The organism is Anaerocolumna sp., assembly GCF_032079385.1.
GTDB lineage: Bacteria > Bacillota > Clostridia > Lachnospirales > Lachnospiraceae > Anaerocolumna.
This window is the reverse complement of the sequence record NZ_DAMAUC010000015.1, coordinates 28,873-43,521: the sequence shown is the minus strand read 5'-3', so window position 1 is coordinate 43,521 and position 14,649 is coordinate 28,873. Positions and strand designations below refer to the sequence as shown.

The 14,649-nt window shown below is 37.7% G+C and carries 12 protein-coding genes; all 12 read left to right on the top strand.

Features of this window, described 5'->3' with window-relative positions; all coding sequences use genetic code 11:
• The first annotated feature begins 39 nt into the window (after positions 1 to 39).
• Positions 40 to 729 (top strand): response regulator transcription factor, encoded by a 690-nt coding sequence (locus RT261_RS13070; protein WP_313133093.1) that lies wholly within the window; start codon positions 40 to 42, stop codon positions 727 to 729.
• A 25-nt stretch (positions 730 to 754) separates the two neighbouring features.
• Positions 755 to 2,158: a sensor histidine kinase gene (locus tag RT261_RS13065; RefSeq protein ID WP_313133092.1), complete on the top strand. Its 1,404-nt coding sequence runs from the start codon at positions 755 to 757 to the stop codon at positions 2,156 to 2,158.
• A 70-nt stretch (positions 2,159 to 2,228) separates the two neighbouring features.
• Positions 2,229 to 3,197: a GerMN domain-containing protein gene (locus tag RT261_RS13060; RefSeq protein ID WP_313133090.1), complete on the top strand. Its 969-nt coding sequence runs from the start codon at positions 2,229 to 2,231 to the stop codon at positions 3,195 to 3,197.
• 12 nt (positions 3,198 to 3,209) lie between these two features.
• The gene (locus RT261_RS13055) at positions 3,210 to 5,684 is read left to right on the top strand and encodes a DNA internalization-related competence protein ComEC/Rec2 (protein ID WP_313133089.1); all 2,475 of its coding nucleotides are present in this window, start codon (positions 3,210 to 3,212) and stop codon (positions 5,682 to 5,684) included.
• Positions 5,685 to 6,029: 345 nt separating this feature from the next.
• Entirely contained in the window at positions 6,030 to 6,908 is an 879-nt protein-coding gene (locus RT261_RS13050) for a class I SAM-dependent methyltransferase (RefSeq protein ID WP_313133088.1), read from the top strand.
• A 64-nt stretch (positions 6,909 to 6,972) separates the two neighbouring features.
• Positions 6,973 to 8,127 carry a trans-sulfuration enzyme family protein gene (locus tag RT261_RS13045; protein WP_313133086.1) on the top strand — a complete coding sequence of 385 codons (1,155 nt, stop codon included), beginning with the start codon at positions 6,973 to 6,975 and terminating at the stop codon, positions 8,125 to 8,127.
• Positions 8,128 to 8,252: 125 nt separating this feature from the next.
• The gene (locus RT261_RS13040) at positions 8,253 to 9,161 is read left to right on the top strand and encodes a PLP-dependent cysteine synthase family protein (protein WP_313133085.1); all 909 of its coding nucleotides are present in this window, start codon (positions 8,253 to 8,255) and stop codon (positions 9,159 to 9,161) included.
• 32 nt (positions 9,162 to 9,193) lie between these two features.
• Positions 9,194 to 10,120 (top strand): LysR family transcriptional regulator, encoded by a 927-nt coding sequence (locus RT261_RS13035; RefSeq protein ID WP_313133083.1) that lies wholly within the window; start codon positions 9,194 to 9,196, stop codon positions 10,118 to 10,120.
• A gap of 168 nt (positions 10,121 to 10,288) precedes the next feature.
• The gene (locus RT261_RS13030; RefSeq protein ID WP_313133082.1) at positions 10,289 to 11,989 is read left to right on the top strand and encodes a peptide ABC transporter substrate-binding protein; all 1,701 of its coding nucleotides are present in this window, start codon (positions 10,289 to 10,291) and stop codon (positions 11,987 to 11,989) included.
• Positions 11,990 to 12,064: 75 nt separating this feature from the next.
• On the top strand, positions 12,065 to 13,003 hold the full coding sequence (locus RT261_RS13025; protein WP_313133081.1) for an ABC transporter permease: 939 nt from the start codon (positions 12,065 to 12,067) through the stop codon (positions 13,001 to 13,003).
• A 60-nt stretch (positions 13,004 to 13,063) separates the two neighbouring features.
• Positions 13,064 to 14,092 (top strand): ABC transporter permease, encoded by a 1,029-nt coding sequence (locus tag RT261_RS13020; RefSeq protein ID WP_313133080.1) that lies wholly within the window; start codon positions 13,064 to 13,066, stop codon positions 14,090 to 14,092.
• 61 nt (positions 14,093 to 14,153) lie between these two features.
• Positions 14,154 to 14,649, top strand: a 496-nt coding sequence (locus RT261_RS13015) for an ABC transporter ATP-binding protein (RefSeq protein ID WP_313133078.1), incomplete at its 3' end; no start/stop codon positions are given.

The window sequence follows — 14,649 nt, the reverse complement described above, 5'->3', positions numbered from 1 at the left end:
GGAATTAGTAAATAAGAAAATTATAATGAGGTGATAAAAGTGGGGAAAAAAGTACTCGTAGTGGATGATGAGAAGTTAATAGTGAAAGGGATACGTTTTAGTCTTGAACAGGACGGAATGGAAGTAGATTGTGCTTATGATGGTGAAGAAGCTCTGGAAGCTGCTAAGAAAAAGGAGTATGATGTAGTATTATTAGATGTTATGCTTCCAAAATTAACAGGCTTTGAAGTGTGTCAGCAGATACGAGAATTTTCCAGCATGCCTATTATAATGTTAACAGCCAAAGGCGATGATATGGACAAAATACTTGGGTTAGAGTATGGCGCAGATGATTATATTACAAAACCATTTAATATTCTGGAAGTAAAGGCACGCATTAAAGCAATTATGCGCCGCAGTTCCAAAAAGAATTCTGAAGCTTCTGCAGCAAAAGTTGTTACCCATGGTGGTCTGAAAATTGACTGCGAAAGCAGACGGGTTTATGTCAATAATAAAGAAGTAAATTTAACTGCTAAAGAATTCGATCTACTGGAATTATTAATATTCAATCCAAATAAAGTTTATAGCCGTGAGAATCTTCTCAACACTGTTTGGGGGTATGATTACCCTGGTGATGTAAGAACTGTTGATGTTCATGTACGTAGATTACGTGAAAAGATTGAAGATAATCCAAGTGAACCAAAATATATACATACAAAATGGGGTGTCGGCTATTTTTTCCAAGATTAGAGAAAAATTATGGTTTTTAAGGAGTATGAGAGTACAAAGTATAGCTATTGTATTCTTGGTAGGTATTATACCAATCGTGTCTGTATCCTGGAGTTTGATACAGACCTACAATCAAAAGGCTGTAAGCCAAAGAATCAATGAACTGCAAAGGCAGGGTAATTCTTTGGCTAACCTGTTACAGTCTACAGGATATTTAACCAATAAAGATATACCTGAAGTAAACTCGGAGATTGCTCAAATTGCGGGAATCTATGAGGGACGAATTATTATCGTTAATAATAGTCTGAATATTGTAAAAGATACTTACGGGCTGGAAGAAGGAAATACTTTAATTGCAGAAGTAGTAATTAAAACCCTTCGAGGTACCAATGCACCCTTCCATAATAAAAATAGAAATTATATTGAGATGACTATACCAATCACCCATAATACAGCAAATAATACAACAAAAGAGGTTATGGGTGTTATTGTGATGATTTTCTCTACAAAAAACATTGTGGCTATTTCGGACATGCTATCCCAGAAAACCGTGGTTTTGTTCATAACTATGGCGATCTTAATATTTGTGTTTGCATTTTTCTATAGTGCTGTTTTAACAAAACCTTTAAAAAGGTTAAGAGGCGCAATCGAACATTTAACAGAAGGATATATGGATGAAGAAGTTTCAATCAGTGGTTTTTATGAAACGGACCTTATATCCAACTCATTAAATCAAATGCTTTTAAGAATGAAAAACCTTGAAAAATCTAGACAGGAATTCGTATCCAACGTGTCTCATGAGTTAAAGACGCCTTTAACTTCTGTGAAAGTTTTAGCAGATTCTTTATTAATGCAGGAGAATGTGGCACCTGAATTGTATCGGGAATTCTTAGTGGACATAGCAGAAGAAATTGAACGTGAAAGTAAAATCATTAATGATTTATTATCCCTGGTTAAATTAGATAAAACAGCCAGTGATATGAATATTGCATCTACTAATATTAATGACTTATTGGAATCTGTTTTAAAACGTCTGAGACCAATTGCAAAAAAACGTAACATTGAGCTGGTGTTTGAGAGTTTTCGACCTGTAGTAGCAGAAGTAGATGAAGTAAAACTGTCTTTAGCAATTTCTAATTTAATTGAGAATGCTATTAAATATAATGTGGAAGACGGTTGGGTTCGTGTTTCTTTAAATGCTGACCACAAATATTTTTATGTTAAAGTTGCAGATTCTGGAATTGGTATACCCGAAGACGCACAGGATTTTATATTTGATCGTTTTTATCGTGTGGATAAGGCACGTTCCAGAGGTACAGGAGGTACCGGCCTTGGTCTGTCCATTACCAAGAACGCCATACACATGCACAAAGGTGCAATCAAAGTATACAGCAAAGAAAATGAAGGAACTACATTTACCGTTCGTGTTCCAATCAATTATATTGCTTAATCCTTTATTAAGGAGATAGTGTGACGGCACAAATCTGCATGATTGTAGCAGAATGGGAGGTTATTAGAAAATGTTTAAAGTCAACCGCAAAAGTATTTGGAAAACATTATGTATACTCATGGTTTTGGTGGTTCCCTTTATCGTCGCAGGCTGTGGTAATAAAAATAGCAAAAAAAATAGCAATGTTCCGAAAGAAAATATTAAAAAAATATATTACATTGACACCAATGAAACAAAAATTGTTTGTCAGGAGTATACCACTGTATCTACAACGAAAGAAGATTTGGTGAAAGAATATTTAGAAGCTATAAGTCAGGAACCGAAAGATATTACTATGAAAAAGGCACTGCCTGAAAATGTTCATGTGGAGGAAATTTCCTTTAATGAGGATGGTAGATTAACACTTAATTTTAATTCTGATTATAAAAACCTTACCGGTATATCGGAAGTATTATGCCGTGCTACCATAGTAAAAACCTTAAGCCAGATTGAAGAAGTGGAATATATTGAATTCAATGTGAATGGACAGCCATTAATGGGTCCCAATGAAAAACCAATTGGTTTCATGGAAAGCTCGGATTTTATTGACAATACCAGAGCAGAGAATGTATTTGTAACCATGTATTATGCAAATGCAACTGGGAAAGCATTAGTTTCTTCTAATTTAAAAATATCCTATGATGGTAATCGTTCCATAGAACAATTAATTATACAGCAATTAATATCCGGTCCGGAAGTAATTGAAGGACCCCTTGAAAAAGAAATGAAGAAAAGCATTCCTGATGGCACCGAATTATTAAAGGTTACCACAAAAGATGGAATCTGTTATGTGGATTTTAATGACAAGTTCATGTCTAAAATATCGGGAGTAAACGACGAAGTTATTATTTATTCTGTAGTAAACTCTCTTGTTGAACTATCCGGTATTAATAAAGTAAAATTCACCATTAACGGAGAAGTAAAAAAGAATTATGGGGATGGAATCCCATTTGAAGGTCTCTTTGAAAGAAACTTAGAAATAGTAGAAGGTAGTAAATAAAGGGGGATGGTTTTGAACATAAGAAGACCGCTTGTATGGCTGCTGACTTTTTATATAGCAGGAATTGCACTATATAAAGTCGGCGGCATATCGATAGTAGTCATAACAATACTAATATGTACTTTGGTTTTATGGAGGCTGTTACTTCCTAAGTGTAAGAGGAGGGAAAGGCTTAGCAACTTTGGATTTGCTTTGGGATTTCCTATTCTTTTTATCTTAGGATACAGTATTATGAATTACCAGCTAAAGCCAAATGAAATGGATCAGATATTCACCGATAACATAAAAGGTATTGTGTATGGAAAATTACAAATGCTTGAAGATAAAGGCGATTACGTGGTACTGACGCTGACTGATAATGTAATTGACCTGAATTCCGACCATATAAAGAATAATCTTAATGAAGTATTATTAAACAAAAATAAAGCAAATAATTCTATAAAAGAAGATGTCCTATATCATAGTAATAAAATAAAAGTCTACACATCTGAAAATTCTAAGTTTAAAATCGGCAACATCTTAGCTGTATCCGGAAAAATCGAAAAATTTCAAAAAGCAACAAACTCAGGGCAATTTAATGAATATGAATATAATAAAATCCAATGGATTGATTTTAAGGTAAAAGCAGAGAAAGTAAAAGTAATTAATAGCAGCTATTCCTGGTTTTATCAAAGGTTGTATGAAATAAAAAATAGATTTATACAGATTTATGAACAAATCCTTCCCCAAAAAGATGCGGGACTCATATCCGCAATGATTTTAGGAGATACCTCCAGTCTTGATAAGGATATAAAGAACTTATACAAGGAAAATGGTATATCTCATATTCTTGCTATATCCGGTCTTAATGTATCTTTAATTGGAATGTCATTGTTCTATTTATTACGTAGATTACGAATTCCTAATTTTATTGCAACCCTATTGTCTATCTTTCTAATTTTTTCTTTTGGAGTCCTGACTAATTTCAGTGTTTCTACCAATCGGGCTGTGGTAATGTTAATAATATTTATGTGGGGAGGAGTGATTGGAAGAACCTACGACTTACTTTCTGCTGCTTCACTAAGTGCTTTAATCATATTAATACAATCTCCTATGGAAATTTATAATGCAGGTTTCTTATTATCTTTCAGTGCAATCTTAGGTATGGCTCTTTTATATCCGATTTTTAAAAATATGATAGGGAAAAAGTATAAATTAGCGGAAGCCTTTCTATTGACATTGAGTATCCAAATTATTACATTACCTGTTATGTTGTACTTCTTTTATGAAATTCCTCTCTATTCAATAATTATTAATCTTATTATTTTACCCCTTTCTTCTTTGATTGTGCTGATTTCTCTGGTGGCGGGTATGGTCGGATTAATAGCTATCCCATTAGGATTATTTATAATTGGAGGAGTTCACTATATCCTTAATTTTTATGAAATAGTATGTCGCTTTGGGGAAAAGTTACCTGGCAGGATGATATTAGTTGGCAGGCCGGATTTATGGCTTCTTGCTTTTTATTACTTCATATTAATTGTCTGGATTCTCCTGAATACTGAGGTATTACGTAAAAAAACAATAGTACTGCTATCCTTTCTATTACTAATATTTATTAAATCTAAAAACGTTGATTTAGAAGTGACATTTATTGATGTAGGACAGGGAGACTGCATATTCATGAAAAGTCCTGAGAATGTAACTTATTTGATTGACGGTGGAAGTTCTGACGTTAAGGAGGTAGGAAAATATAGAATAGAGCCCTTTCTGAAATCAAAGGGAGTGTGGAAACTAGACTATGTTATATTAACTCATTTAGATACCGACCATATATCCGGTGTATTGGAACTTATGGAGAATAGTAAGAATGGCGGTTATGAAGGAAACATAGTAATGGGTCATTTAATACTTCCCAATGTACAGGAGAAAGATCAGGAGTATATGGATATTGTTACATTGGCAGAAAGTAAAGGAATTAAAGTTCTGTATATACAGAAGGGGGATGTTATAAAAGAGAATCATGTAACAATGACCTGTTTAAATCCCTCATCGGATACCTTACATGCGGATAATGCTGCTTCTGTAGTTTTAAGTGTTAATTATGGTGATTTTGATCTGCTACTTACGGGAGATCTGGAGGGAGAAGGTGAAAGACAAGTATTGAGTATCTTAAATAGTACTTCATCACTATTACCGCCACAGGATAAAGATACGGATGAAATTCTTAGTGAACCCATAGAAGTTATTAAGGATTATGATGTTTTAAAAGTGGCTCATCATGGTTCCAAAAACTCCACTTATGAACCATTTCTTTCCCTTACCAGACCTGAACTTGCCTTAATATCCTGCGGGCGAAACAACCGATACGGTCATCCAAGTCCTGAGACGCTGAAACGGCTTGAGGATGCCGGCAGTGAAACTATGATTACATACGAAAGCGGCGCGGTTACCATCAGTACAGATGGCAAGAAGATGGAGGTAAAGGGGTTCCTTGTAAACTTTTAAAAAATATTTAAGAAATTATAGAATTAAAATATTTAAGAAAAATTACAGAAATGTATTGACATTTTTTTAATAAGATAATAATATATACTAAACATATCAAAATAGTATGAAATAAGAGGGAGTAAAATGATTACATCGTATGCTTTTATCAATAATTCAGAGTGTTGTTGCAGGGGCAAGTTCAATTGTATAGTACTTGTGCCTGTAGCTTCGTGCTGCTTTATAGAAAACATAATGGTCTAGTCTATTCCGTTTTATAGACAATTCTAATATGTATGAAAGACAGGTGCGTGGAATGTACCTGTCTTTTTGTTATTCTTCAATAAATAAGAAGGAGTGTGAAGTATGCTGGAAGCCGAAGCTAGTATGACAGCAATAATATGTGCGTTTACCAGAGCGTACCATTCAAAGTATGCATTAAATAAAGTTTATGACGATTATTTGGCATATGAGATGATTGGAGAGATGGAATATAAGCTCGTGATGGAGAGAATGAATAGGATAATAAAGGAAGAAAATTTTCAATTATCAGGATTCACATTGGGAAGTTTATTAGATGAATTGGTATCACCAATTATTTTATCAAGAATAAAGTATGCAGAAACATGTTTGAAAAAATATATGGAAGATAGCCGTGAGATACAATACGTCAATTGCGGTGCAGGTATGGATTCTTTTGCATTTCGTAATACAGATGAACGGATTCAGATATTTGAATTGGATCATCCAAATACACATTACTATAAGATAAACAGAATAAAACAATTAAAATGGTTGGTTCCAGATAATGTACATCATATCTCTATCGATTTTGACAAGCAAAATATGGTGGAATCCTTAATAGAGGCGGGTTTTCAACCAGATAAGAAGACATTCTTTGCAATACTTGGAGTGACCTATTATCTGGAATCGGAGCCATTTGCTAAAATCATCGGTGATATGGCGCAGCTTACAAATCAGGAAAGTATGGTGGTACTAGATTATCCAGACAGTGATTTATTTGATCAAGAGTTAGATAGAATGAAGATATTAAAGAACTTGACAAATCGATTAGGAGAAGAGATGAAAGGGGGAATGAGCCGTAAAGAATTAACTAAGATTCTTGGTAGTAATGGATATACCATTACGCAAAGCCAAAATGTGAAGGAGATTCAATATAATCTGCTTAAGGATAGTTCGTTAAAAGCGTATAAAAACATCAATTTTATTACAGCAAAAAAGTAAAGGAGAATTCATGCATTGTTTATGGCGCCTTTGGCGGTATGTATGTACAGAAAGGAAGGAAAATATGAACAAATTTAATAAGATTTCTACTACATTAATTCACGGAGGTATTGACGGAGATGAGAGAACCGGAGCGGTGAATGTTCCAATTTATCAAACCTCTACCTATAGACAGGAACAGCTAGGAAAGCATAAGGGATATGAATATTCGAGAACCGGGAATCCAACAAGAGAAGCCCTTGAGAAATTAATTGCTGATTTAGAGCAAGGCTTCCATGGGTTAGCATTTGCTTCCGGTATGGCAGCAACCACAGCGGTTTTAACTTTATTTGAAACAGGTGATAAGATATTAATATCAAAAAATGTGTATGGTGGAACCTTCCGAGTGCTGGATAAAATTTTTAGGCAGTTTGGTATTCGTTATGACATCGTTGATACAACAGATTTAAAGATTTTTGAGGACGCATTGTCACATGAAGTTAAGGCGATATTTATAGAAAGTCCGGCAAACCCTTTAATGACAGTGACGGATATTGAAGCAGTGGCAGGAGTGACAAAAAAGCATGGGAAATTATTAATTGTTGATAATACATTTATGACTCCATATTTACAACGCCCTTTAACACTTGGAGCAGACATTGTAGTTCATAGTGCAACAAAGTATCTGGGAGGGCACAGTGATCTTATCGCTGGACTGGTCGTTGTAAATGATGATGGCTTAGCGAAAAAGTTATATTTTATACAGAATGCAACTGGTGGTATTCTTCAACCCTTTGATGCTTTTTTATTAATAAGAGGAATAAAAACCTTGGGAGTTAGACTGGATCGTCACCAAGAGAATGGAAAGGCTATAGCAGAATGGCTTTCTAATCAGGATGCAGTTAAAAGGGTATATTATCCGGGATTAATAACGGATGAAGGCTATGAAATACAAAAGAAACAAGCAGATGGACCGGGTGCTATGATATCCTTTGAATTAAAAGAGGAGTATCATATAGAAAAATTCTTTCGCCAGTTAAAGCTGATAGCATTGGCAGAGAGCCTTGGCGGTGTAGAATCTTTGGTATGCCATCCATCCAGTATGACACATGCTTCCATACCGGAGGAAATTAGAAAGCAAGTTGGAATAACAGATCATTTGATTCGGCTTTCCGTTGGAATAGAAGACAAAGAGGATATTATTGCAGACCTTAAGAATGCAATCCTTTTAGCTAAATAAATCTTAAATGATGCAATTTGTGAGGTGCAATTTATGCGGCACAATATGTACGATACATATTGTGCTTGCGCACAAAAATTTGCTTTGTTATTAAAAGGTGCTTTAGCACCAGAATAGAGGTTAATATGTTGTATGAAAACATGCAGAAGTTAATTGGAAATACGCCACTTGTGAAATTAAATTATGTAGGGGCCCCTAAGGGAGTAAATATATATGCAAAGCTTGAATATTGGAATCCTTCCGGAAGTGTGAAGGATAGAACCGGACTTTATATGATAAAAGATGCAGAGGAAAAAGGATTATTAAAGCCGGGAGGAATAATTGTTGAGGCAACTGCAGGAAATACAGGTTTGGGAATTGCTATGGCAGCCTTAAATCGTGGATACCGGGTTATATTTGTGGTACCTACCAAATTTTCCATTGAAAAACAAACCTTATTACGGGCACTTGGGGCTGAGGTTATCAATACACCACGGGAAGGAGGAATGCAAGGTGCCAATCAGAAGGCATTGGAGCTTTTAAAGGAAATACCGAATTCCATCACTCTTCGTCAGTTTGACAATCCTGCAAATCCCAAAGCCCATTATGAAACAACGGGGAAGGAAATCTATCAGGATTTAGGTGATGAAATCCATTATTTTATTGCAGGTGCAGGCAGCGGCGGCACCTATTCTGGAATCGTTAAGTATTTAAAGGAGAAAAATCCTAAAATAAGAGGGATATTAGCGGACCCCGTTGGTTCTACTATGGGTGGCGGAGAACATGCTGATTACGATATTGAGGGGATTGGAAATGATTTTATTGCCGGAACCATGGATATGAGCTTAGTTGATGATGTGGTAAAGATAACCGACAGGGAAGCATTTGAAGGGGCAAGACTGCTGGCACTGAAAGAAGGAATTATTGCAGGTTCCTCCTCAGGTGCCGCTTTGGCTGCAGCACTTAAATTAGCAAAGAAAATTGAAATAGGAAACATCGTAACTCTATTCCCGGATCGGGGAGATCGATATTTTAGTAAAAATTTATATGAGTAGAAAAATAAGTTAGAAACTTATTAGGAGGAAATATGACACTACAACAATTAAGATATGTAATTATGATAGCAGATTGCGGTTCCATGAATGAAGCAGCAAAACAGCTTTTTATCTCACAACCCAGCCTTTCAGGAACCATAAAGGAACTGGAATTGGAAATAGGCTTTGATATCTTTCTCCGTTCTAATCGAGGAATCGTAATAACTCCGGAGGGAGAGGAGTTTCTTACTTATGCAAAGCAGGTATCTGAGCAGTATCGGTTATTGGAAGAAAAGTACATCGAAAAGAAATCGAAGAAGAAATTCAGTGTATCCATGCAGCATTATAGCTTTGCAGTAAAAGCCTTTGTTGAGATGGTAAAAAAGGTTGGAATGGAGCAGTATGAATTTGCAGTACACGAGACTAAGACTTCGGAAGTGATTGAAAATGTGAAGAATTTTAAAAGTGAACTAGGTGTATTATATCTCAATGATTTTAATGAGCAGGTTATGACTAAAGTTCTTAGAGAAAATAGTTTAGAGTTTGTGGAATTATTCCAATGTGATACCTATGTGTATCTTTGGTCAGGGCATCCTTTAGCGAAAAAAGAAGTGATTTCCATGAAGGAATTAGAAGAGTATCCATGCCTGGCTTTTGATCAAGGGAAAAATAATTCATTCTATTTAGCAGAAGAGGTTAAGAGCACGTATGATTACAAGCGTATCATTAAAGCAAACGATAGAGCTACAATACTAAATCTTATGATTGGTCTTCATGGGTATACATTATGCTCCGGAATTATCTGTGAAGAATTGAATGGGGATGACTATAAGGCGGTACCCTTGGTTGAAAGCGAAATTATGAGAATAGGATATATTAAGCGAAAAGGCTCAATTATCAGTAATAATGGTGAATTGTATATCAAGGAATTAATTAGCCGTATCAGGGAAGCGGGCCTGCCTGTTTCAGCAGAAGTTTAACCGTTTTGACTTACCGGGACAGGGTGCTATAGGTGTAGTCTATAACAGATTATTGGATTTGAGTATTAACACTTTCTTTTTTTGACTGTTATAATAACCAACATAAGAAATACAGTAGGGAGGAAACATAAGAGTTGAGTCTTACAACAATTAAAGGAGAGTAATTTTATGAAAAGAAAACTATATTCCATTATTCTGTCACTGGTCTTAACCAGTACATTTTTCTTGAGTGCATGCTCCAAAGCAGATAAGGTGCAGCCTTCTTCCGGTAACGCTGCACCGACAACTGGGGAAGAAACTGCACAGACACCTGCTAAAGAGGAAGAAACCGGTGGGTTAAAGGTGTTAAATTGGGTTGCACCCGGTGAAGTTACAACCATGGATTCCGGAAAAAGCTATGATACCGTCAGCGCGGAACAGATCGATTTCCAGGCCGATTCTTTGTATCGTATCAATGAGAACAATGAAGCAATCCCTAACCTGGCAGTGGCCTTACCGGAGGTAAGCGCCGATGGATTAACTGTAACTGTTGAGATCAGGGATGATGCAAAATTCTCAAACGGGGATAAGATTACGGCAGCAGATATTGTCTATGCCGCACAGAGGGTGGTAGACCCGGCAACCGGATCTCAAAGTGCAAATAACCTGTCCTACCTAAAGAATGCAGCAGAAATCATTGCAGGTACATTAAAGCCGGAAGAGCTGGGAGTAAAAGCATTATCTGATACTAAGCTGGAATTTACACTGGTTGCACCTAATAGTTACATAAACACAACGCTGTCCTCAACTTTACTGGCACCGGTAAGCAAGAAGTTTGTGGAAGCACAGGGCGAGAATTATGGTTTAACTTCTGAAGCGCTTCTTGCCAGCGGTCCATACATATTAAAGGACTGGAACGGAACGAATATCTCCTGGAAGTATGAGAAGAACCCATATTACTGGGATGCAGCAAACATTTATTTTGATGAAGTCAACGTACAGGTTGTAAAAGAGGTGGCAACCGGAGCTAATTTATATGAAGCAGGGGAGCTGGACGGCACCAAGATAACTGGCGAATACATTTCCTTATATCAGGGCAAGGATGATTTGGTATCAGTACAAACCCTCCGAATGACTAACCTTGAGATGGGTATCAGCTCCAACAAATATCTTCAGAATGAAAATCTTCGTAAAGCTTTACTCTACGCTTTGAATCGTGAAGAATTGTCCAGTTCCATCTTAAATGGCGATGGTATTCCCGCAGTAGGTGTGATACCAAATGGAATTGCAGTGAATCCGGATAATGGCAAAAGTATTGCAGAAGACTTTGGCGTACTTGTGAATACGGATGTTGAAAAGGCACAACAGTATTTTAAGCAGGCTTTGCAGGAACTGGGAACTGACAGCATAACCCTTCGTCTGGTTACCAGTGACTCCGATGAAAGTATTAAAGTCGGACAGTATTTACAGAGTATTTATCAAACGAATTTACCCGGCTTGACCATTGACCTGGCAAATGTTCCGGCTTCCGTTCGTTTTGAAGAAATGATGAGCTATAAGTTCGACCTGGCTTTAGGCGGTTGGACAGGAGACTTTGATCCTACCTCTTATATTAAGCAACACGAGGAAAGCTATGAGCATAACCACAGTCAGTGGAAATCCGAAGAACTGACTAATCTGGTAAAAGCACTTGAGACAACGGATGGGACTGATTTTACCAAGAGATGGGAGCATTTAAGAGAAGCAAATCAGTACCTGGTTGATAATGCAGTAGTTATTCCTATTGTTCAAGCTTCCCAAAGTTATTTAGTCAATCCGAAGCTTAAGGGATATGTAACCCATGTATTAGGAACTCCAATTGATATTACCCGGGCTTATATTGAAGAATAGTTTCATTAGAAAACAGTTGTAAATTGAGGGGTGTTGTGTTTGCAGCATCCCCTCGTAATATAGAAAGGAGAAACCATGAAACGATGGCTTCGATTTATCAGTCACAGATTGCTGTATATGGTGATAACCTTATGGATCATTGTAACTATAACCTTCTTCTTAATGAATCTGCTGCCCGGTACACCCTATAATAACCGGGACAAATTAAGCCCGGCGCAGCTTCAGGTATTGGATGCGAAATACGGATTAAACGAACCGTTACTTCAGCGTTATGTTACCTATATCAAAAATATCCTGCATGGGGATTTCGGAATATCCCTGCAATTTTCAGACCAGAAGGTCACAACCTTACTGGGAAGCCGTATGGGAGTGTCTATACAACTGGGTCTGCAGGCGGTGTTCTTCGGTACGTTAACGGGAATTATCCTGGGGATTATTGCGGCAATGAAGCATAATACCTGGGTTGATACGTTCTGTTCCCTCTTTGCGATTATCGGGCGTTCGGCTCCCAGTTTTGTGGTTGCCGTGCTTTTACAGTATATCTTTGCGGTAACCTTAAGTATATTACCCATCGGACTTTGGAAGGACGGCGTTCGCTCCAGTATCTTACCGACCTTAGCATTGTCCATATCACCTATGGCAGATACCGCACGGTTTATTCGAACGGAAATGATTGAGGTATTGGGCAGTGACTATATTGAACTTGCCAGAGCCAAGGGAATGAGTGAGCTGCGGCTGGTTCTGACCCATGGCCTTCGTAACACGCTGATACCTATGGTGACCATCATCGGTCCCTTAACAGTCTCCCTGATTACAGGTTCCATGGTAGTTGAGAATATATTTGCCATACCTGGAATAGGAGAACAGTTTACAAAGTCGGTACTCTCCAATGATTATTCTACAATTATGGCGGTTACCATTTTGTTTTCAACTTTGTTGGTACTCATTATATTTCTGATGGATGTACTATATCAGCTGATTGATCCGAGAATACGTGTAGGTGGGAAATCATAATGAACGACTGCAGCTATAGGACTTGCAGAAATAATCGTAAGAAAGGATATCATAGAGTAGATGAATAATATCAATATCGAGCAGATACCTTGGGAACTATTTCAATACAAAGTAACCGGTCAGAAAACTGTAATTCAAGAGGAACTTCCGCCGTCACCTACTTTTTTGCAGGATGCCTGGGGAAGACTGTGCAAGAATAAAGGTGCATTAGCCTCCATGTTCCTTCTGGCCATTATCATCGTCCTTGCCTTTCTGGCTCCGTTGCTGGCGCCTTATAATCCCAATACTCAGAATATACCCCATGCCAATCTACCGCCCAGAATTCCCGGTATTTCCATTGATGGCTTTAACGGCCGAGCGCAGTTACAGGGAAAATGGATTGACAAATATGTACTGGAAAATGTACCCAAAGACATCAACTATATCTTTGGGACGGACGAATTCGGAAGAGATTTGTTATCCAGGGCTTTGTATGGAACCCGCATTTCGTTGACAATCGCATTCATCGCAGCGATTCTTGATCTGACCATCGGTGTTTTTTATGGTCTATTCAGTGCCTTAAAGGGGGGCAGGGTGGATAATTTCATGCAGAGAATCTTAGAAATACTGACAGGTATCCCTAATCTTGTGCTGGTGGTATTGATGCTGCTGATTTTTAAGCCGGGCATCCTATCCATCATATTTGCCCTGACCATATCCTCATGGATTCCAATGGCCCGCATAGTCAGAGGGCAGACACTGCGTATTAAAAACCTGGAATATGTTCAGGCAGCAAAGGCTCTGGGTTCCTCCCAGGTACATAATGCCATATCCCATATCCTGCCAAACATTGCAGGGATTGTAGTGGTAAGAGCGATGTTTTCCATCCCTTCGGCAATATTTTTTGAGACTTTTTTAAGCTTTATTGGAGTTGGAATGAAGATTCCAAACGCCTCCCTGGGAACCCTCCTTAACGGCGGGTATAAGATGTTTCGCATCCATCCCTATCAGATGTGGATTCCCTCGGTTATTCTATGTATTATCATGCTGGCTTTTAATTTGCTGGCAGACGGCTTACGGGATGCACTGGATCCTAAGATGAAGGAATAATGTGATGTGCAGAGAAACGACTAAAATTGAATGAAAGATGTAAAAGGAAATAGGTGGGAGTATGTCAAATATAGAGTTAGATGTTAAGAATTTATCCGTATCCTTCACCACACAGGCAGGAACGGTGCATGCAGTGAGGGATGTCAGCTTCTCACTATATAAGGGCGAGACACTGGCCATCGTAGGGGAATCAGGAAGTGGAAAGACAGTGACCTGCAGAACATTAATGCGGCTCTTAGCAAAGAATGCCTCTGTTGAAACCGGTGAAATCTTACTGGAGGGAAAAGATATTCTTAAGGTAACCGAGGGTAATATGCGTCACATCAGGGGAAATGATATTGCCATGGTTTTTCAGGATCCCATGACCTCCTTAGATCCGACGATGAAGATTGGGCGACAGATTGAAGAGGTAATCACCCTTCACCGGAAAGTAAAGCGAAGGGATGCCAGAAAGCGGATGCTTGAATTGCTTAAGCTGGTGGGAATAGAAGACCCCAAGCGTCGCAGCCGTCAATATCCCCATGAATTCTCAGGAGGGCAGAGGCAGAGAATTGTTA

Excerpts from the sequence above, each read along its gene's own strand:
- RT261_RS13065 (WP_313133092.1), top strand. The coding sequence starts at position 755 with ATGAGAGTACAAAGTATAGCTATTGTATTCTTGGTAGGTATTATACCA.
- RT261_RS13060 (WP_313133090.1), top strand. The coding sequence starts at position 2,229 with ATGTTTAAAGTCAACCGCAAAAGTATTTGGAAAACATTATGTATACTC.
- RT261_RS13050 (WP_313133088.1), top strand. The coding sequence starts at position 6,030 with ATGCTGGAAGCCGAAGCTAGTATGACAGCAATAATATGTGCGTTTACC.
- RT261_RS13045 (WP_313133086.1), top strand. The coding sequence starts at position 6,973 with ATGAACAAATTTAATAAGATTTCTACTACATTAATTCACGGAGGTATT.
- RT261_RS13040 (WP_313133085.1), top strand. The coding sequence starts at position 8,253 with ATGTTGTATGAAAACATGCAGAAGTTAATTGGAAATACGCCACTTGTG.
- RT261_RS13035 (WP_313133083.1), top strand. The coding sequence starts at position 9,194 with ATGACACTACAACAATTAAGATATGTAATTATGATAGCAGATTGCGGT.
- RT261_RS13030 (WP_313133082.1), top strand. The coding sequence starts at position 10,289 with ATGAAAAGAAAACTATATTCCATTATTCTGTCACTGGTCTTAACCAGT.
- RT261_RS13025 (WP_313133081.1), top strand. The coding sequence starts at position 12,065 with ATGAAACGATGGCTTCGATTTATCAGTCACAGATTGCTGTATATGGTG.
- RT261_RS13020 (WP_313133080.1), top strand. The coding sequence starts at position 13,064 with ATGAATAATATCAATATCGAGCAGATACCTTGGGAACTATTTCAATAC.